19 protein-coding genes are annotated in these 17025 nt (G+C 69.9%); 5 read left to right on the top strand and 14 right to left on the bottom strand.

Annotated features, from left to right (window positions below; translation table 11 throughout):
• Positions 1 to 81: 81 nt before the first annotated feature.
• Entirely contained in the window at positions 82 to 459 is a 378-nt protein-coding gene (locus M2283_RS42040; protein WP_280881854.1) for a transposase family protein, read from the bottom strand.
• Positions 460 to 626: 167 nt separating this feature from the next.
• Between M2283_RS42040 and M2283_RS42035 the strand changes: the two genes are divergently transcribed.
• Positions 627 to 1913, top strand: a complete 1287-nt coding sequence (locus M2283_RS42035) for an MFS transporter (protein WP_280881853.1) — start codon at positions 627 to 629, stop codon at positions 1911 to 1913.
• Between the two features lie 209 nt (positions 1914 to 2122).
• Here the strand turns inward: M2283_RS42035 and M2283_RS42030 are convergent, their stop codons facing one another.
• Positions 2123 to 2491 (bottom strand): MerR family transcriptional regulator, encoded by a 369-nt coding sequence (locus M2283_RS42030; RefSeq protein WP_280881852.1) that lies wholly within the window; start codon positions 2489 to 2491, stop codon positions 2123 to 2125.
• Between the two features lie 117 nt (positions 2492 to 2608).
• Here M2283_RS42030 and M2283_RS42025 point away from each other — a divergent pair, with 117 nt between their 5' ends.
• Positions 2609 to 3319, top strand: coding sequence for an SDR family oxidoreductase (locus tag M2283_RS42025; protein WP_280881851.1), 711 nt, complete (start codon positions 2609 to 2611; stop codon positions 3317 to 3319).
• Positions 3320 to 3474: 155 nt separating this feature from the next.
• Here M2283_RS42025 and M2283_RS52050 read toward each other — a convergent pair whose 3' ends face one another.
• Complete coding sequence (locus M2283_RS52050; RefSeq protein WP_432423204.1) at positions 3475 to 3714, bottom strand: hypothetical protein; 240 nt, start codon at positions 3712 to 3714, stop codon at positions 3475 to 3477.
• Positions 3715 to 3871: 157 nt separating this feature from the next.
• Here M2283_RS52050 and M2283_RS42015 point away from each other — a divergent pair, with 157 nt between their 5' ends.
• Entirely contained in the window at positions 3872 to 4102 is a 231-nt protein-coding gene (locus M2283_RS42015; RefSeq protein WP_280881850.1) for an SDR family NAD(P)-dependent oxidoreductase, read from the top strand.
• Between the two features lie 26 nt (positions 4103 to 4128).
• Positions 4129 to 4611, top strand: coding sequence for an SDR family NAD(P)-dependent oxidoreductase (locus M2283_RS42010; protein WP_280881849.1), 483 nt, complete (start codon positions 4129 to 4131; stop codon positions 4609 to 4611).
• A 110-nt stretch (positions 4612 to 4721) separates the two neighbouring features.
• Here the strand turns inward: M2283_RS42010 and M2283_RS42005 are convergent, their stop codons facing one another.
• The 11 genes from M2283_RS42005 to M2283_RS41955 form a co-directional block, all read right to left on the bottom strand.
• Positions 4722 to 5852 carry an XdhC family protein gene (locus M2283_RS42005; protein WP_280881848.1) on the bottom strand — a complete coding sequence of 377 codons (1131 nt, stop codon included), beginning with the start codon at positions 5850 to 5852 and terminating at the stop codon, positions 4722 to 4724.
• Positions 5853 to 6040: 188 nt separating this feature from the next.
• Positions 6041 to 8236, bottom strand: a complete 2196-nt coding sequence (locus tag M2283_RS42000) for a xanthine dehydrogenase family protein molybdopterin-binding subunit (RefSeq protein WP_280881847.1) — start codon at positions 8234 to 8236, stop codon at positions 6041 to 6043.
• Complete coding sequence (locus M2283_RS41995) at positions 8233 to 9213, bottom strand: FAD binding domain-containing protein (protein ID WP_280881846.1); 981 nt, start codon at positions 9211 to 9213, stop codon at positions 8233 to 8235. Before M2283_RS41995 ends, M2283_RS42000 begins: the two co-directional genes overlap by 4 nt.
• 13 nt (positions 9214 to 9226) lie before the next feature.
• Positions 9227 to 9877 (bottom strand): (2Fe-2S)-binding protein, encoded by a 651-nt coding sequence (locus M2283_RS41990; RefSeq protein ID WP_280881845.1) that lies wholly within the window; start codon positions 9875 to 9877, stop codon positions 9227 to 9229.
• A gap of 398 nt (positions 9878 to 10275) precedes the next feature.
• Entirely contained in the window at positions 10276 to 10689 is a 414-nt protein-coding gene (locus M2283_RS41985; RefSeq protein WP_280881844.1) for a (R)-mandelonitrile lyase, read from the bottom strand.
• Between the two features lie 36 nt (positions 10690 to 10725).
• Positions 10726 to 11493, bottom strand: a complete 768-nt coding sequence (locus tag M2283_RS41980; RefSeq protein WP_280881843.1) for a glucose 1-dehydrogenase — start codon at positions 11491 to 11493, stop codon at positions 10726 to 10728.
• Between the two features lie 98 nt (positions 11494 to 11591).
• Entirely contained in the window at positions 11592 to 11960 is a 369-nt protein-coding gene (locus M2283_RS41975; protein ID WP_280881842.1) for an SDR family NAD(P)-dependent oxidoreductase, read from the bottom strand.
• Between the two features lie 69 nt (positions 11961 to 12029).
• On the bottom strand, positions 12030 to 13286 hold the full coding sequence (locus M2283_RS41970; RefSeq protein WP_280881841.1) for an MFS transporter: 1257 nt from the start codon (positions 13284 to 13286) through the stop codon (positions 12030 to 12032).
• Between the two features lie 182 nt (positions 13287 to 13468).
• On the bottom strand, positions 13469 to 14011 hold the full coding sequence (locus tag M2283_RS41965; RefSeq protein ID WP_280881840.1) for a cyclophilin-like fold protein: 543 nt from the start codon (positions 14009 to 14011) through the stop codon (positions 13469 to 13471).
• A 17-nt stretch (positions 14012 to 14028) separates the two neighbouring features.
• Positions 14029 to 14694, bottom strand: a complete 666-nt coding sequence (locus M2283_RS41960) for an SDR family oxidoreductase (RefSeq protein WP_280881839.1) — start codon at positions 14692 to 14694, stop codon at positions 14029 to 14031.
• Positions 14695 to 14778: 84 nt separating this feature from the next.
• The gene (locus M2283_RS41955; protein ID WP_280881838.1) at positions 14779 to 15795 is read right to left on the bottom strand and encodes a zinc-dependent alcohol dehydrogenase family protein; all 1017 of its coding nucleotides are present in this window, start codon (positions 15793 to 15795) and stop codon (positions 14779 to 14781) included.
• A gap of 184 nt (positions 15796 to 15979) precedes the next feature.
• On the opposite strand from M2283_RS41955, the gene M2283_RS41950 reads away from it, so the two are divergent.
• Positions 15980 to 16849, top strand: a complete 870-nt coding sequence (locus M2283_RS41950) for a helix-turn-helix domain-containing protein (protein WP_280881837.1) — start codon at positions 15980 to 15982, stop codon at positions 16847 to 16849.
• The last annotated feature ends 176 nt before the right edge of the window (positions 16850 to 17025 follow it).

The following is a 17025-nucleotide window of genomic DNA, read 5'->3' as shown; positions in this document are numbered from 1 at the left end:
CGGGACACGTCACCAATTTGCGCATCTCCACAACCTCGATGGTCCCAGGGCAAACCGCCCTCCGGAGCCACCTCGAGACGCCTAATCTTCATCACTTGCCCACAAAATGGCTCCAGTTGGAGTCCTCTGGGTGGGTCCGCTGAACACCGCCCTAGCCAACGGCAGGGTTCGCCGGGGCTGGAGTGGGTGGGAGCCGACGCCGAGCCGGTGGAGGACATGCGCGGGAGCATCAGCGATCCACTCACCGACCGCCGGCAGCGAGGTAGCCCCTGCCAGCACGGCACAGGCGGTGAGCGCAAGTACGACGGCCAGCGCGTGGCGCACCCCGCGCGGGTCACGCGGGTCCGACACCTGGCACAGCCGTTCCAGCAGGTCCGGGACTTCCTCCAATGCAACCTGGGGCTGATGGCGGAGCTGGTCAAGAGCAGGCGGGATCGGGGGTGATGCGTCGGCAGGCATGGTCTTCCACTGGGGTCATGGGGCGTGGAGAACTCCATGATCTTGGAAGCCCCTGCCTGTTGCGTTCCAGAGGCCCGAGCTGGCGGATCGGCAACGAGCCAGACATCACACGCCTACGCCGAGGCCTGGCATGGACATGGGTTGTGGCTGATGCCACTATCGGGCGGATGCCTGATGACAAAGGAAAACATCCCTCGATCTGGCATCATCGCGACTTCCTGCTGTTATGGAGTGGGCAGACGGTCAGCGAGATGGGGTCGCAAGTTACCGTCCTCGCCCTGCCGTTGGTCGCCGTCGTGCTGTTGGAGGCCTCCGCATTCCAGGTAGGCCTGTTGTCGGCTGCGGAGACGAGTGCGTATCTGCTGGTGGCACTCCCGGCCGGGGCCATAGTGGACCGGGTCCCCAAGCTCCGGCTGATGATCTGGTGCAACCTCGCGCTGTTCCTGGTGATCGGCTCGGTGCCGCTGGCGCGGGCAGTCGGGGCGCTGACGCTCGACCAGCTCTACGCCGTCGCGCTGGTCTCCAGCGTCTTCTCCGTGTTCTTCTCCGTGGCCTACCAGGCCTATCTGCCGGTGCTGCTCGACCGTAACCAGCTCATGGACGGCAATGGCAAGGTCGCCGTGTCTCGGTCGGTCGCGCAAATTGCCGGGCCCAGTCTGGGCGCGGGGCTGGTGGCGCTGATCGGCGCCGCGGGGGCGATGGCCGCCGACGCCCTCTCCTTCGCGTTGTCGGCGGGCTCGCTGACGGCTATCCGTACCCGCGAGCGACGCGGGCCCTCGGCCGAAGCCGACCGGCGGCCCGGGCTGTGGGCGCAGATCCGTGAGGGGCTCGCCTATGTCACCCGTGACCCCATCCTGCGGAACTCGGTGGCCTTCAACGGCACAGCCAACTTCTTCGTCATCATGGTGGAGACCCTCGGGCCGGTGTTCCTGATCCGCACGCTGCATCTGCGTCCTGCCCTGGTTGGGCTGCTGCTGGCGCTGGGGGCCGTCGGCGGGGTAGCCGGCGGCGTGGCGGCACGGTATCTCGCCCGGAAGGTCGGCTCGGCGAGGATCAGCTGGATCTCGATGACCGTGCTGTCCCTGCCCGGCCTGCTGATCCCGCTGGCCGGACACGGTTGGTGGGTGCTGCTGTTCGGCTTCGGCTGGATCTCGTGGACCTTCGCCTCCACCGTCGCAGGTGTCTCGCTGACCACTTACCGCCAGGCCGCCTGCCCGCCGGACATGCTCGGCCGGGTCAGTGCCGCCGCACGCTGGATCACCTGGGGCACACTGCCGCTGGGCGGCGTGGTCGGCGGCGCGCTCGCCACCGCCCTCGGCGTCCAGACCACCTTGTGGATCGCCGTCGTCGGCGGCTGCTGCGCGGGACTGTGGCTGTTCTTCTCACCATTGCGTGGCATGCGCGACATCCCTCTCGGAAAGCCCGAGCCCGCACCCGTCGGCGGAAAGCCGTAACGCCACCGCGACCTCGGCGGGCGGTCAGCTTCCCACGGGCCCGAGTTGGCGGATCGGCACGAACCAGACATCACCCAACTACGCCGAGGCCCTGCCCTTACGGCCGGGTCCCTCCGAGCGCCGGGAGGCAAGGGCGCGACGCCTGCTGACGGGCGTCCGTCTGCGTCGGGCGGACAAGCACTGCCGCACGCCTGGGGAAGGCGCGCTGCTCAACGAGGGCAGGGTCGGCCCGCGCTCCTGGCTGGGGCAGCCGTGGTGATGATGGCGTCGAGCCGGTCCCGGGTTTTCACCAGGGTGCTGACCTGGGCATCGATGCGGCCCCGCTCGGCCGACAGCCGGTCGAGCAGCGCGGGGGTCACGTCACCGGTCTCGACACACGGCAGCAACTCCACGATCGCCCTGCTCGACAGCCCTGCGGAGTACAGCTGCTGAATCAGCTGGACGCGGTCGACCACGCTGTCAGGGTACTGCCGCTGGCCGCTGGGGCTGCGCACCGAAGCCAGCAGGTACTGCTCTTCGTAGTAGCGCAGTGCCCGCACGCTCACGCCCACCCTTGAGGCCAGGTCACCGATGCGCATCAACGCCCCCTCTATGGCCTGGATCACATTTCTTGCCTCTGACGTCAACGTCAGGTTTTAGCGTTGCCCGCGAACAGCCCGGACAGGAATCACCTCACCACTGCCAGGAGACTCCCCATGAAGATCACCGGTTCCGTCGCCCTCGTCACCGGCGCCAACCGCGGCATCGGCAGGCACTTCGCCCAACAACTCCTGCACCGGGGCGCCACCAAGGTCTACGCGACCGCGCGCACCCCCCACCTCGTCGACCTCCCCGGTGCGGAAGTGCTGCGGCTCGACATCACCGATCCGGCTTCGGTCGCCGCCGCGGCGGGCGCGGCCTCGGACGTCACCCTCTTGATCAACAATGCCGGCGTCTTCACCCAGCAGAACCTCGTCACCGGCGACCCCGAGAAGATCCGGCTGGAGATGGACACCAACTACTTCGGCACCCTCAACGTGGTCCGGGCGTTCACCCCCGTCCTGGCCGCCAACGGCGGCGGGGCCATCCTCAACGTCCTGTCGGCGATGTCCTGGCTCGCCTACGACGGGGCCAACGCCTACAGCGCGGCGAAGGCGGCGGCGTGGAGCCTCACCAACGGCATCCGCCTCGAACTCGCGGGCCAGGGAACCGCGGTGACGGGCCTGCACCTGGCCAGCACCGACACCGACATGATGGCCGGGTGGGACGTGGAGAAGAACGACCCCGCCGATGTCGTGCGCGCCGCCCTCGACGGTATCGAGGCCGGGAAGATGGAGATCCTCGCCGACAACAACTCCGTGCAGCTCAAGGCGGCCCTGTCCGCCGACCCGAGCGTGCTCTATCCGCAGGCGGTTCCCGCCGCCTGACCCTTCCGCAGCCGCCCGCCCGGCCAGGCTTCAGCCGACGTTCGAGGATCTAGGGATCAGCCGGGCGCGGCCATGCGTACTCGTCACGCTCCGCACACGCGTCCGCCGCGCTACTGCTGGGACACCTACCCACCACCAGAAGACTCAAGTGACGCCTACCGCCGGGCTCTCTTAATCAACTCCGTTTTGTAGAGGCCGATCTGGGATTCCATGAGCGCGTTGTCCAGGGCGTAGTGGTCGGTGGACATGCCGGCGAGCTGGGCGGCCTCCTCGTGGCGCAGCCCCTGGGTGCGCCGGCGTCGGCCCTCGACCAGTCCAACTTCAGCGGGGCGCAGCAGCTCGCGCCGCCGGCGCAGGAACTCCGCCAGTTCCTTCTTGTCCATGCCCTTGCCCATGTCCCCCGTGGTCGCCGTTTCGCGGCGGCCCAGCCAGAGACCGCCGATCTATGGATAAAACCCTCCCCTCCCGCCTCCGCGCCGGCGCTCCTACGGTCGGGGGCTGCGGGCTCGGCATCAACCGGCCCGCCGCCAGCAAAGGAGAGACCCCACGAAGATGACGGGCAACACGATCCTGATCACCGGTGGCACCTCGGGAATCGGGCTCGGCCTGGCACTGCGTCTGCACGAGGCCGGCAACAAGGTGATCGTCGCCGGCCGCCGCAAGGAACTCCTGGACGAGATCACGACCAAACACCCCGGCATCGCTACGCTCGTCCTGGACGTCGCCGACCCCGCATCGATCGCCCGCGCCGCCGAGACGGTGGCGGCCGTTCATCCGACCTGAACGTCCTGGTCAACAGCGCCGGCGTCATGCTGTGGGAGAACCTCCTCGACCGGGCCTTCCTCCCGGTCGCCGAGGACCACGTCGCGATCAATCTGCTCGGCACGATCCGGATGACGTACGCCTTCCTGCCGCTGCTGGTCGGCAAGGGCGACGCGGTCCTCATGAACGTCACCTCGTCGCTGGCGTTCGTGCCACTGGCGGGCACCCCGACCTACAGCGCGACCAAGGCCGCGCTGCACTTCTTCCCCGAGATCCTGCGCGTGCAGCTCACAGGCAGCGGCGTCCAGGTGATCGAGGTGATCCGGCCGGGCGTGCGGACCACCCTCCTAGGCCAGCAGAACGACGAGAGGTCCATGCCGCTGGAGGACTACCTCACCGAGACCGTGGACCTGTTGCGAGACAGGCCCGACACGTGGGAGATCGTCGGCGAGCGCGCCAGGTTCTTTCGCGACGCGACGGCGAACGGTACCTACGACGACGTCCTGGCCATGCTCAGCGACTACCGCTGAGCGGCACCCGGTGCTTGCCGGACGGACTGACGAAGTCGACAGCCTTCCAAGGGATGTTGAGGCAGAACCAAGGCTCGATGTGAAACGAATGCAGAGTTCATGAGGCCGGCCTACCGGTAGCTCGTCAGCCTCGGGGGCCGGTGGATCGGCCCGGTGACCTGGGTCAGGGGCCGGCCCGAGCCCTGGTTGGCCTGGGCGATGATCTCCGCGGTGATGGAGACGGCCGTCTCCTCGGGCGTGCGGGCTCCGAGGTCGAGGCCGATCGGGGAACGCAGCCGGGCCAACCCGTCTTCTGTGACGCCCTCCTCGCGCAGGAGCCGCAGGCGCTCTTCGTGCGTGCGCCGGGAGCCCATGGCGCCCACGTAGGCGACGGGCAGGTCGAGGGCCAGGCGCAGCAGGGGGATGTCGAACTTGACGTCGTGGGTGAGGACGCAGACGGCAGTGCGCTCGTCCACCTCGGCGCGTTCCAGGTAGCGGTGGGGCCAGTCGACCACCACCTCGTCCGCGTGGGGGAAGCGTGCGGTCGTGGCGAAGACGGGGCGGGCGTCGCAGACGGTGACCCGGTAGCCGAGGAAGCGCCCGGCCTGGCTCAGGGCGGCGGCGAAGTCGACCGCGCCGAAGACCAGCAGGCGCGGCCGGGACGCATGGACGTGGACGAGAACGGACAGGTGCTCGGGGTATCCGTCTGCCTCCCCGCCGATGTCGACGCGGGCGGTGCGGCCGGCCCGCAGCAGGGCCCTGGCCTGGTCGGCCACCGCCCGGTTCGCCGAGCCGCCGTCCACGCGCCCGTGGGCGGCATGGTCACCGCCGAGCACGCTCAACGTGGAGCCGAGGAGGCGCTCCGGGCCGTCCACGACCTGTGCCACGGCGACCGGACGTCCTCGATCGATCTCGGAGAGAGCCGTGCACAGGTGCGGCTGGGCCGCGGGGTCGATGCGCTGGACGAGGACGTCGAGTTCGCCGCCGCAGGTCAGGCCGACGGCGAAGGCGTCTTCGTCGGAGTAGCCGAACCAGGCGCGCTGCGGAGCACTCCGGTCACGGAGCACCTGTCGGCACAGTTCGTAGACCGCCGCTTCGACGCAGCCGCCGGAAATGCTGCCGACGGCCTCGCCGTCCTCGTCCACCGCGACCGACGTACCGACCGGCAGCGGTGCGCTGCCGTGCACACCGACGACGGTGGCCAGGACGAAGGGGCGTGCCTCGCGGCACCAGAGGTGCAGTGTGTCCGCGATGTTCAGCATGGCAGTTCTCCACGGCAGGACCAGGTCGGTCGGAAGGTCAGCGGGCCGCCGCCACGACGCCGGGGAAACGTCACGCGGCGGCGGCCCTGGGAAGTCCGGCAGCCAGACGGGGCAGGCTGCCGGACGTGCGGTGTGCACTTCGCGGAACCGAAGCCGGAGTCGGCCCCGGTCGGCCGGGGGTGTTCTCGTCAGAGCAACGCCTCGGCGGTGATCGGCAGTTCGCGGACCCGTCGGCCGGTGGCGTTGAACACCGCGTTGCCGATCGCGGCCGCCACACCCACCTGGACGACCTCGCCGAGCCCCTTGACACCGAGCGCGTTGCCGTCGTTGTCCTCGCCGTCCAGGTAGATCGCCCTGACCTCGGGGACATCGGCGTTCACCGGTACGAGGTAGTCGGCCAGGTTGGCGTTCACGATCCGCCCGTCGCGGTGATCGGTGACCGTGTGCTCCAGCAGGGCCGTGCCGATGCCGCCCACGATGCCGCCGAGGGCCTGGCTGTCGGCGAGCTTGGGGCTGATGATGCGGCCCGCGTCGTACACCCCGAGCATCCGCCGCACCCGTACCAGGCCCAGGGCCGCATCCACGGCGACCTCCGCGAAGGTCGCGTTGTAGGCGAAGTAGGAGCGCCGCGCGGGACTGGGCGCCCCCGCGTAGTTACCGCGTGCTTCCAGGTGGGAGCGGTCGTTGCGGGCGAGCAGGCTGCGGTAGGTCTCACCGCGCGCCGGGTTGCCCTGCACGTGCAGCCGGCCGCCGCGCACCACCACATCGCCGGCGTCCACCCGGTACAGCGGCGACTCGCGGTCCTCGACGGCCAGCTTGATCGCCTGCTGCCGCACCTGGTCGCATGCGTCGACGACGGCCGAGCCGACGCTGGCCATGGTCGCCGAGCCGCCATGTGGCGAGGTCGGCGGATACAGCGAGTCGCCGAGCCGGAAGGTGACCGTGCGCATGCTCAGCCCGAGGGCGTCGGCGGCGACCTGGGTCTGGGAGGTGTAGGTGCCCGGCCCCATGTCACTGGTGGCCGCCTCGACCACCGCGGTGCCGTCGGCGTCCAGACGGGCCCTGGCTTCCGCGGGAAAACGCCCGCAGTCATACACGCCGGCGGCCATGCCCAGGCCGATCAGCCAGTCACCCTCGCGCCGCGCACGCGGCCGGGACGAGCGGGCTTGCCAGCCGAACTCCCGGGCACCCACGGTGTAGCACTCGCGCAGCTGCCGGGTGGAGAAGGGCAGGTTGCTCGACTCGTCCTCGCGGGGCTCGTTGCGCCGACGCAGCTCGATCGGGTCGATACCGAGTTCGTGCGCGAGTTCGTCCATGGCCGACTCGATCACGAAGGACGCCGACGCGAAGCCGGGACCGCGCATCCAGATCGGGGTATTCACATCCAGCGGCACCTGCCGGTACGCCTGGCTGACGTTGGGCATGCTGTAGAGCATCTGCCCCGCGCCCATGACGGCCTCGGTGAACGTCTCGTACGACGACGTCTCGGCGTCGATATCGTGGACCGCGGCGGCCAGCCGGCCGCGCCGGTCGCTGCCCAGGCGCAGCCGGTACTCGTACGACGGCCGGAAACCGGCACCGAAGTACATCTGCTTGCGGCTCAGCACCAGCTTGACCGGCCGCTTCGTCTCCCGCGCGGCCAGCGCGGCGACCACGGTGTGCGGCCAGCAGCGCAGCCCGCTGCCGAAGCCGCCGCCGACGAACGGGTTGATGACCCGCACCGACTCCGCCGGCAGGTCGAACACGGCGGCGAGTTCGTCATGCGTGCCCATCACCCACTGGGTCTTGTCCCACACGGTCAGCTTGTCGCCGTCCCAGCGGGCGATGGTGGCGTGCGGCTCCATCGGGTTGTGGTGGTTGCGCGCCAGCTGGTAGGTCAGGTCCAGCCGCACGGCCGAGGAACGCAGGCCCGCTTCGGCGTCGCCGCGCGCGTAGTCCGTCGGCCTGCCCGGCTCGGCCTCGTGCAGGTCGGTCGAGGACTTCTCCGCGTCGTAGCGGACCTTGACCAGACTCGCCCCGTGCTGCGCGGCCTCCAGGGTCGTGGCCACGACGACGGCGACCGGCTGGCCGTGGAAGAGCACCCGGTCGTCCTGGAAGACCCGCAGTCTGCGGCCGGGAGGGTTGTTGGACCCGGCGTTGTCGCGATAGGGAAGCTTCGGCGCGTTGCGATGACTGATCACCCGCAGCACACCCGGATGCTTCTCGGCGTCACCTGTGTCGACAGAGGTGATACGGCCGCGGCCGATGCTCGCGTCCACGATGACGGCGTGTACGGCTCCGTCGACGTCGTGCTCGGCGGCGTACACCGCCTTGCCGGTGACCTTGAGCCGGCCGTCCACCCGGGACAGCGGCGCACCCACGGCTGCCTGCGGCTGGGGGCTCACTTCGTACCTCCTACGACGCGCAGCTGGCGTTCAACGGTGCGCTTGAGCAGCTCGGCCTTGAACCGGTTGTGCTGAAGGGGACGGGCGCCGTCGGCTGCCTTGGCGGCAGCGGCCGACCAGAGGGCCCCCGAGGGGCGTTCGCCAACGAGGTGCTGCTCGACGGCGGGCAGTTTCCAGGGCACGGTGCCTACGCCCCCGGCGGCGACCCTGGCCTCTCGGATCACCCCGCCGCGTACGTGCAGCGCGACGGCCGCCGAGGTCAGAGCGAACTCGTAGGACTGCCGGTCACGCACCTTCAGATAGCCGGACCTGAGCGGGCGCGGAAGAGCGGGGATCTCCACTGCGGTAATCAACTCACCTTTGCGCAGGGCGTGTTCGCGTTGTGGGGTACTGCCGGGCCGCAACAGGAATTCGGCGAAGGGGATGTGGCGTGCCCCGTCCGGGCCCAGCAGGTGCACCCGGGCCTCCAGGGCGGCGAAGGCCACGGCGACATCGGACGGGTGTGTGGCCACGCAGGCGTCGGAGGTCCCGAGGATGGCATGGGTCCGGTTGACACCGTGCAGTGCGGCACAACCGGAGCCGGGCTCACGCTTGTTGCAGTCGGCGGTCACGTCCCGGAAGTACGTGCAGCGGGTGCGCTGCATGATGTTGCCGCCGATGGTGGCCATGTTCCGCAGCTGAGCCGAGGCACTCAGCTCCAGCGCCTCGGAGACGACGGGATACAGGGTGCGCACCTTGGCGTGGGCGGCGGCCTTCGACATGGTCACCAGGGCGCCGATGCGCAAGCCCCCGCGCTCGGTCTCTGTGACCTCGCTCAAGGGCAGACCGGTGATGTCGACCAGGCTGTCGGGGCGTTCGACGGTTTCGCGCATCAGGTCGACCAGCGTGGTGCCTCCGGCGATGTAACGCCCGCCGCGACGACCGGCGTTGAGGGCTTCCCGGGTGTCGGAGGCGCGGGTGTAGGAGAAGGGATGCACGGTGGGCCGCTCCTTACTTCCGGCCCGCGGTCGATTCGACCGCGCGCACGATCTTGACGTAGCAGCCGCAGCGGCAGATGTTGCCGCTCATCCACTCCCGGATCTCCTCCGGCGAATCGGTGTGGCCCTCCTGGATGCAGCCCACCCCTGAGAGGATCTGGCCGGGAGTGCAGTAGCCGCACTGAAAGGCGTCCTCGTCGATGAACGCCTGCTGCAACGGATGGAGTTCGCCGCGGGTGGCCAGGCCCTCGATGGTGGTGACCTCGGTGCCCTCCAGCCGTACGGCCAGCGTCAGACAGGCGTTGACCCGGTGGCCGTCGACCAGCACAGTGCACGCCCCGCAGGCCCCGGCGTTGCAGCCCTTCTTCGAGCCGGTGAGGCCGAAGTGCTCGCGGAGCAGGTCCAGCAGCGAGGTGCGGTTGTCGGCCGTCACGGTCCTGCGGGTGCCGTTGACCGTCAGGGAAACGCGGCTGGAGGGCGGCCCATCGGCGGCCGTCGCCTCCTCCGGGCCGATGAAGGAGGTCCCTCCGATCACGCCGCCCGCGACGACGGCACCACCGACCGCGGTGCTGGTGGCGATGAACGTGCGCCGAGTGGGCGCCGGGGAGGACTCGCCGGCCCCGGTGGGGGGTGGAACGGCAGACTCAGGGAGCTCAGTTGACATACGTACGCCTTCGCATCACGGACGGATCCGTCGTGCACGACAGAGGGACAGCAGGCGGGATCGTCGCCACCACGGGCTTCGGTGACCGCTCACCTCGACAGGGGGCTGGTCTCGCGGGAAGTCTTGCACCACCGGCAACGCTCGTGGCAGGGAGACTTTCCTCCCCCTTTACACTCCGTCAGGAGCGAATAGCCGACGTCATCGAGGGAAGCACTTTCGCGCGGGGCGTGGCAGGACAGAGCCACGTCGCCGCCCCGCCTGTGGGTGCGTCCGCGTCGACACCACGTCGTTGTGCGTGGCGCACCGATCGTCCTCTCCGAGCAGGTCGCCGGCACGGCCCTCCCCCGAGACGCTGTGACGACCTGAGCGAGCCCGGGTTGCGTGATCGAGGGCCGGGGCTAGTGGTCGCGGGTGCGGGGGCCGTTGTACTGCTGGTCGGTGACCGGCTCGGCCCAGGCGGGCTCGGGGGCACCGTCGCCTGTGCCCTCCCACATGGCGATGTGCTCCATGAACCGGTCGGGGGCGGCGCCGTGCCAGTGTTCCTCGTTCGGCGGGCAGGCGACGGTCTCGCCGGGGCGGGCCTCGAAGACGGTGCCGTCCCGAGTGCCGATCAGGGCGGTGCCGGAAACGATGTGCAGGGTCTGGCCCAGGGCGTGGGAATGCCAGTTGGTGCGGGCGCCCGGTGAAAAGCGCACCAGGTTGGCGCGCATCCTGGACGAAGCCTGGCCGGCCACGATGACGTCCCACCAGACGTCGCCGGTGAACCAGTCCGCCGGGGCTTTGCTGCTGGGCTGCTGCTTGATGAATTCCATGGTGGCTCTCCAGGGTTGTCGATGCGTGGGTCGTCGCTAGCGGGCGACGTAGCCGCCGTCCACGGGAAGGGCGACGCCGATGACGAAGCCCGCTCCGGGGCTGCACAGCCACAGGACGGCCTGTGCGATTTCCTCGGCGGTGCCGAGCCGGTTGATGGGCTGGGTGGCCTCGGCCTCGGTGCGGTCGAGTTCTCCCTTGGCGATCATGTCGCTGACCATTGGTGTGTCGATGGTGCCGGGGCAGATCGCGTTGATACGGATGCCGCGTGGGGCGTATTCGAGGGCAGCGCTGGTGGTGAGGCCGATCACTCCGTGCTTGGAGGCGTGGTACGAGGCGCGACCGGGGAGGCCGACCAGGCCGCCGAGGGAGGAACAGTTGACGATGGCGCCGCTGCCCTGTTCACGCATGTGCCGCAGCTCGTGCTTCATGCAGGCCCACACGCCGCGCAGGTTGATGGCGTTGACGCGGTCAAACCGCTCGGCGGGTTCCTCGGCGGCGTCGCTGGGCGGGATCTGGATGCCGGCGTTGTTGTAGGCCATGTCCAGGCGGCCGAAGGTCTCCACGGTGCGGTCGACCGCGGCGGCGACCTCGTCCTCGTCACTGACGTCGCAGGTGAGAGCGAGGACGTGGTGTCCGGCGTCGGTGAGTTCCTTCGCGGCCGTGTTCAGGGCCGCTTCGTCGATGTCGGTCAGGGCGACGGCGGCTCCGGATGCGGCGAACGCGCGGGCGGTCGCCAGGCCCATACCGACGCCGGCCCCGGTAACGAGGGCGACCTGGCCGGTGAAGTCGTACATGGGGTTCACGTCGTGGGTCTCCGTTCGAGTGCAGAAATGTGACGGCGCGCGTGGCCTCTGGGCTGCCGCGTTGGGCTGCGGCAGCACGACGCCTTGCCGCGCCGCCGTCAGACGGTTTGGCCGCCGTCGATGACCCGGTCCCACTCGTCCTTCGCGATGTCCGCGGTCGGCTTGACCGGCTGCTCGACGCCGGCGTTGTTGAAGGCAGCGTCCAGTCGTCCGAACACCTGCACGGTGTCGTCCAGCGCGGACCGTACGTCGTCTTCGCTGGTGACGTCGCAGGTGAGAGCTAGAGCCTTTCCGCCCGCGTTCTCGATGAGCCGTGCGGTCTCCCGCAGGCCGTCCGGCGATCGGTCGGCGAGGGCGACGCGGGCGCCTGCGCGGGCGAAGGCGACGGCGGTGGCGCGGCCGATGCCGGAGCCGGCTCCGGTCACAAAGGCCACCTTGCCGGTGAAGGCCGCGTTGCTCACGGTCATGGGCGGAGTCCTCTCGCTTGCTGGTACGTCATGGGGTTCGTATCGGCAGGACGCGGAGCCGGGGTCGAGTCAGTGCTGCGACGGCACCTGCCCGGGTTCGTCGCGTCGCGCGTGGGTGTGAGCACTGCTCCGGGCCACGATCCGCCCCTTGTGCGAAGGGCCGGAGACAGCGAGGGCGATCAGGGGCAGCAGGGTGAGAGCGGCGATGACGGTGCCGACCAGGGGCGGTCCGGACAGGCCGAGGGAGGAGTCCAGGGCCGTACCGGCGATCGCCGATCCGGCGGCGACGCCGACGTTGAAGGCGGAGGTGGTCAGCGCCGAGGTGAGCGTGGGGGCGTCGCCCGCGAAGCGCATGGCGAGGGCGGTGACGACGGGGTTGACCGTGAAGCCGGTCAGCCCCATGAGGAAGACGAGGAGGGTGGCCGTCACCGGGTTGGTGGACAGCGGGATCATCAGGAGCAGGACCAGGGCGGTGGCCGTGGCGGCCGTGATGGTGGTGGCCATCGGCCGGCGGTCGCCCAGCCGGCCGCCGGTGGTGGTGCCGCCCAGGGCGCCGACGCCGAAGGCGATGAGGACGAGGGGTACGGCGCCTGCGGGGATGCCGGCGCGGTCGGTCAGCAGCGGGGTGACATAGGTGTACGTCGCCAGCACACCGCCCATGATCAGTATTGCGGCGCCGAGCGCCAGCCACAGCCGGCCCTGCCGCAGAGCCCTGACCTCGGCGCGGAGGGACACCTCGGCGCGCTGCTCCTGGGCCGGGATGAAGCGGCCGATGAACGCGGCGGCAAGCCCGGAGAGGACGGCCAGGGCCCAGAAGGGGCCGCGCCAGCCGGTGAACTGGCCTGCGAAGGAGCCGATCGGCACGCCGACGACGTTGGCCAGGGTCAGGCCCCCGATCATGACGCCCGTGGCGCGGGTGGCGTTGCGCGGGCCCGCGGCGGTGGTGGCGACCACGAAGCCGACGGACCAGAACGCTCCAGTGGCCAGAGCCGTGACGAGGCGCGCGAGGAGGACGACCGTGAAGGACGTGCTGAGGGCGGCGACGAGATGTCCGAGGCAGAACACGGACAGAGCCAGGATCAGTGTCCGGCGCTGGGGCAGGCGCAAGGTGGCCATGGCCATGGTAGGCGCGCCGACGATCATGCCGATGGCGAAGGCGGTGATCAGCAGGCCGGCCTGGGAGACGCTGACTCCGAGGTCACCGGCCAGTTCCGGCAGCAGGCCGGCGACGACGAACTCGGTGGTCCCCATCAGGAACGTGCCGGCGGCGAGAACCCAGACGACGAAGGGAAGCTTGCCGGGGGTGGTCCCGGATGCGGAAGGCATACGTGTGGTCTCTCCTTGCGTGGAAATCGGCGGATCGTAGTGGCGGCTGAGACCGTCGCGGCGGACAGTAGACGGCGCGGCCACGTCTTTCACGGTTCCATGGAGCGAACTAATCGAAAAGGGGAGGATCTTCTCCCCCCTACTCGTGAGGGCTTCCCCTGAGGGGCGAGCAGTCAGGCGGGTCAGGGCGCGGCTTCGACGGTGATGCGGTCGGCCCCGGCAAGCCGGTCGGCGTCAGCGTCGATGTGGCCGAGGATGAGCAGGTCGGCGGAGGCGGAGGGGCCGTCGCGGTAGAAGAGGGCCAGGTTGCCCCAGGGTGCGTAGTAGGTCAGGTCGCCCGCCTTGGGCGCGGCCGGCTCGGGAGCGCCGGAGATGGTCAGCCTGCGCGGCAGGTCGGCGATCCGCTCCGTCTGGTGGAAGTCCTCCAGGTCCAGAGTGAGCGGGAGCAGCCCGGCGAAGTCACGGGCGGCAGGGCTGTCGTTCAAGGTGGCGTCGACGGGCCGGCCGTCGAGGGAGACCCGGATGTCCATGGCGGTGTTCCTGTCGGAGGGTGTGGTGTTCCTGTCGGAGGGTGTGGTGGGTGCCTCGGCCGTCGGTGTCTGCAGTGGGGCGGAGGATGACGCACGCGGGGAGGCCGGCGAGGTGTCGGTGCAGGCCGCCACGGTCAGCAGGAGGACGGTGGCCGTGGCGGTGCGGGCGAGGGGACGGAGGGTGGCCGAGTTCATGGGTGTCGTCCCGGGGATCAGTCGGGCAGGGGCTCGGCGTAGTGGCGGAATCCGTCCCGCTGCTGGTGGATGTCGAACAGGCGCTGTGCCAGTACGTCGGGGCTGCTGTGTGCGGAATCGGGCCGGATGGCTCCGGGGACGATCAGCTGCGCGACGTGAATGTTCTCGGCTGTGAGGGCGTCGTGGAGCATGCTGGCGTACGCGCTCTCCGCGGCGAAGGCGATCGAGGTGCCGGCGACGTTGGGGTTGGGGCGTACGGCGCTGGAGCCGTTGACGAACAGCAGGGTGCCGCGGCCGAGTTCGCGCATTCCGGGCAGGACGGCGTGCACGGCGGTGACGGGGCCCTTGACGGAGAAGGAGAGCGGGGCGTCGAGGTCGTCGGCGCTCGTGTCGAGGACCGGCTTCATGAAGTCGGCGCGGGGCACCGGGCTGTACTGGAGGATCTCGATGGGTCCCAGGGTGGTCTCCGCCGCGTGCAGGGCCGTGGTCAGGGACTCGATGTCGAGCACGTCGGCGGGGAAGCCGCAAGCCTGGATCTCGTCGCGGGCCAGCTCGGCGGTCATCTCCTCCAGGCGCTCGGGGTTGCGTGCGATGAGGGCGACGGCGTGGCCGGCGACGCCGAAACGCCGGGCTGTCGCGAGCCCGAGGCCGGTGCCGGCGCCGACGAGGGCGAAGGTCGTCATGGTCAGTCCTTGCGTGAGCGGGGGTGGTTTCCGGCCCGGGGTCGCGCCGCCTGGGTACGGCCCCGGGTGTGGAGGCGTGCATGGTCAGGGCTTGAGGAGGGCCTTGATGGCGCGGCGCTCGTCCATCGCCTTGTAGCCCTCGGCGACCTGGTCCAGGGACAGGGTGAGGTCGAAGACCTTGCCCGGGTTGATCCGGCCGGAAAGGACCCGGTCGATCAGGTCGGGCAGGTAACGGCGCACGGGGGCGGGGCCGCCGCGCAGGCCGACGTGGGAGAAGAACAGCTCCTGCCCGTCGATGGCCACGTCGTGCGGAACGCCGACGAAGCCGACGTTGCCGCCGGGGCGGGTGGAGTTCAGGGCCTGCCGCATGGCCTCGGGGGTGCCGACGCACTCCAGGACCGAGTCGGCGCCGATGCCGTTCGTCAGCTCCTTCACGCGGGCGATGCCTTCGTCGCCACGCTCTGCGACGATGTCGGTGGCGCCGAATTCGAGGGCAAGCTTCTGCCGGGAGTCGTGGCGGCTCATGGCGATGATCCGCTCGGCCCCGAGTTCCTTGGCGGCGATGACGCCGCACAGGCCGACCGCTCCGTCGCCGACCACGACAGCGGTGGAGCCGGGCTGCACTTCGGCGGCGAGGGCGGCGTACCAGCCGGTGCCCATCACGTCGGAGACGGCGAGCAGGCCGGGCACCACCTCGTCGTCCGGGTGCTCGTCGGTGGCGACCAGGGTTCCGTGCGCGTTGGGGATGCGGACGTAGTCGGCCTGGCAGGTACTCATGAACTCGCGGTGCAGGCAGTTGGACTGCCAGCCGTTACGGCAGTTCACGCAGGTGTTGTCCGAGGTGGCGAAGGAGCCGACCACGAACTGGCCCGGCTTCACGTTGGTGACCTCGCTGCCGACCTCCTCGACGATGCCGACGTACTCGTGCCCCATCGGGTGCGGCTCACCGATGGGTTCCGCGCCGCGGTAGGACCACAGGTCCGAGCCACACACGCAAGTGGCGACCGTGCGGATGACCGCGTCAGTGGGCTGGAGGATCTTCGGGTCGTCGAGAGTCTCGAAGCGCACGTCGCCGGGGGCGTGAATGACTGCTCCGCGCATGGGGGTGCTTCCTTCGGTGCGAGGGTCGGTGTGCCACAGCCAGTGGTCGTGACCGGCTGCTCGCCATTGAGCCTCACACGCGAGGGCGTGCGCGAAAAGCGGAGAAATCCATCCCGGGAGGAAAACATCCTGGGAGTAAATTCTCCCCCCTTCCCCCGGTGCGACCGGTGTCATGCTGGGCAGCATGAGCGCCAACGTCCCCCTCAATGAGCTGGGAGAATTCCTCAAGAAGCGTCGCTCGGAGCTGAGTCCACGCACGGTCGGACTGCCCGAGACCGACAGGCCCCGCCGGGTGGCCGGGCTGCGCCGCGAGGAGGTCGCCCAGCTCGCCAGCATCAGCACCGACTACTACACCCGCCTCGAACAGGGCCGCATGCAGGCATCCGCGCCCGTGCTGGACGTCCTCGCCCGCGTACTCCACCTGGACGACGACGAGCGCGGCTACCTCTTCCAGCTCGCCGGCAAGGCCACCACCCGCACGAGGCGCCGCGGCCAGCAGAAGGTCCAGCCGCAACTGCAGCGGGTCCTGGACGACCTCACCGCCACCCCGGCCATCGTGCAGGGCCGGCGCGGGGACATCCTGGCCTGGAACGCACTGGCCGCCGCTCTGGTCACCGACTTCTCCCGCATCCCGGAAAAACACCGCAACTACCCCCGGATCATCTTCACCGATCCGGCCATGCGCACCCTGTACGCCGACTGGGAGACCTCCGCCCACATCGCCGTCACCCAGCTGCGCCTGGAAGCCGCCAAGTATCCCGAGGACCCCCGCCTGATCGAGCTGGTCGGCGAACTGTCGATGCGGGACAAGCACTTCGCACAGTGGTGGGGTGACCACCAAGTCGCCGCCCGCACCGTGGGCACCAAGACCCTCGATCATCCGGTCGTCGGCGAACTCGTCCTGGACTGGGACACCCTCACCGCCAACACCGACCCCGACCAGCACCTGACCGTCTGGACGGCCGCTCCCGACTCCCCCACCCACGAACGGCTGCGCATCCTAGCCTCCTGGGCCGCCGACCAGCACCTGTCCGCGTCACAAACGCCTGCCTGACCCCGCGAGCCGCCCGGCCGAGGGACTCGGCTTCGGCCTCGCCTGTGACGTGCGCATCGCCACACCCGCCGCGCGATTCGCCGAAATCTACGTGAACCTGGGCATGGTCCCCGTCGCCAGTCGCAGCAAGGCGGTGTCCCCTGTCCGGCCGGACAGGGGACACCGCCCGCATGGCG

Source organism: Streptomyces pseudovenezuelae (assembly GCF_029892565.1).
GTDB classification, from domain to species: Bacteria; Actinomycetota; Actinomycetes; order Streptomycetales; family Streptomycetaceae; genus Streptomyces; species Streptomyces pseudovenezuelae_A.
Note: the sequence above shows the minus strand (reverse complement) of the source record. Positions and strands in the feature narration are given on the sequence as shown.

Coding starts and splice junctions, on each gene's coding strand:
- M2283_RS52050 (WP_432423204.1), bottom strand. CDS start 3,714: ATGGGCAAGGGCATGGACAAGAAGGAACTGGCGGAGTTCCTGCGCCGG.
- M2283_RS41960 (WP_280881839.1), bottom strand. CDS start 14,694: ATGACGACCTTCGCCCTCGTCGGCGCCGGCACCGGCCTCGGGCTCGCG.
- M2283_RS41985 (WP_280881844.1), bottom strand. CDS start 10,689: ATGGAATTCATCAAGCAGCAGCCCAGCAGCAAAGCCCCGGCGGACTGG.
- M2283_RS42025 (WP_280881851.1), top strand. CDS start 2,609: ATGAAGATCACCGGTTCCGTCGCCCTCGTCACCGGCGCCAACCGCGGC.
- M2283_RS41965 (WP_280881840.1), bottom strand. CDS start 14,011: ATGAACTCGGCCACCCTCCGTCCCCTCGCCCGCACCGCCACGGCCACC.
- M2283_RS41990 (WP_280881845.1), bottom strand. CDS start 9,877: ATGTCAACTGAGCTCCCTGAGTCTGCCGTTCCACCCCCCACCGGGGCC.
- M2283_RS41950 (WP_280881837.1), top strand. CDS start 15,980: ATGAGCGCCAACGTCCCCCTCAATGAGCTGGGAGAATTCCTCAAGAAG.
- M2283_RS42040 (WP_280881854.1), bottom strand. CDS start 459: ATGCCTGCCGACGCATCACCCCCGATCCCGCCTGCTCTTGACCAGCTC.
- M2283_RS42035 (WP_280881853.1), top strand. CDS start 627: ATGCCTGATGACAAAGGAAAACATCCCTCGATCTGGCATCATCGCGAC.
- M2283_RS41975 (WP_280881842.1), bottom strand. CDS start 11,960: ATGACCGTGAGCAACGCGGCCTTCACCGGCAAGGTGGCCTTTGTGACC.
- M2283_RS41970 (WP_280881841.1), bottom strand. CDS start 13,286: ATGCCTTCCGCATCCGGGACCACCCCCGGCAAGCTTCCCTTCGTCGTC.
- M2283_RS42015 (WP_280881850.1), top strand. CDS start 3,872: ATGACGGGCAACACGATCCTGATCACCGGTGGCACCTCGGGAATCGGG.
- M2283_RS42030 (WP_280881852.1), bottom strand. CDS start 2,491: ATGCGCATCGGTGACCTGGCCTCAAGGGTGGGCGTGAGCGTGCGGGCA.
- M2283_RS41955 (WP_280881838.1), bottom strand. CDS start 15,795: ATGCGCGGAGCAGTCATTCACGCCCCCGGCGACGTGCGCTTCGAGACT.
- M2283_RS42010 (WP_280881849.1), top strand. CDS start 4,129: ATGCTGTGGGAGAACCTCCTCGACCGGGCCTTCCTCCCGGTCGCCGAG.
- M2283_RS42005 (WP_280881848.1), bottom strand. CDS start 5,852: ATGCTGAACATCGCGGACACACTGCACCTCTGGTGCCGCGAGGCACGC.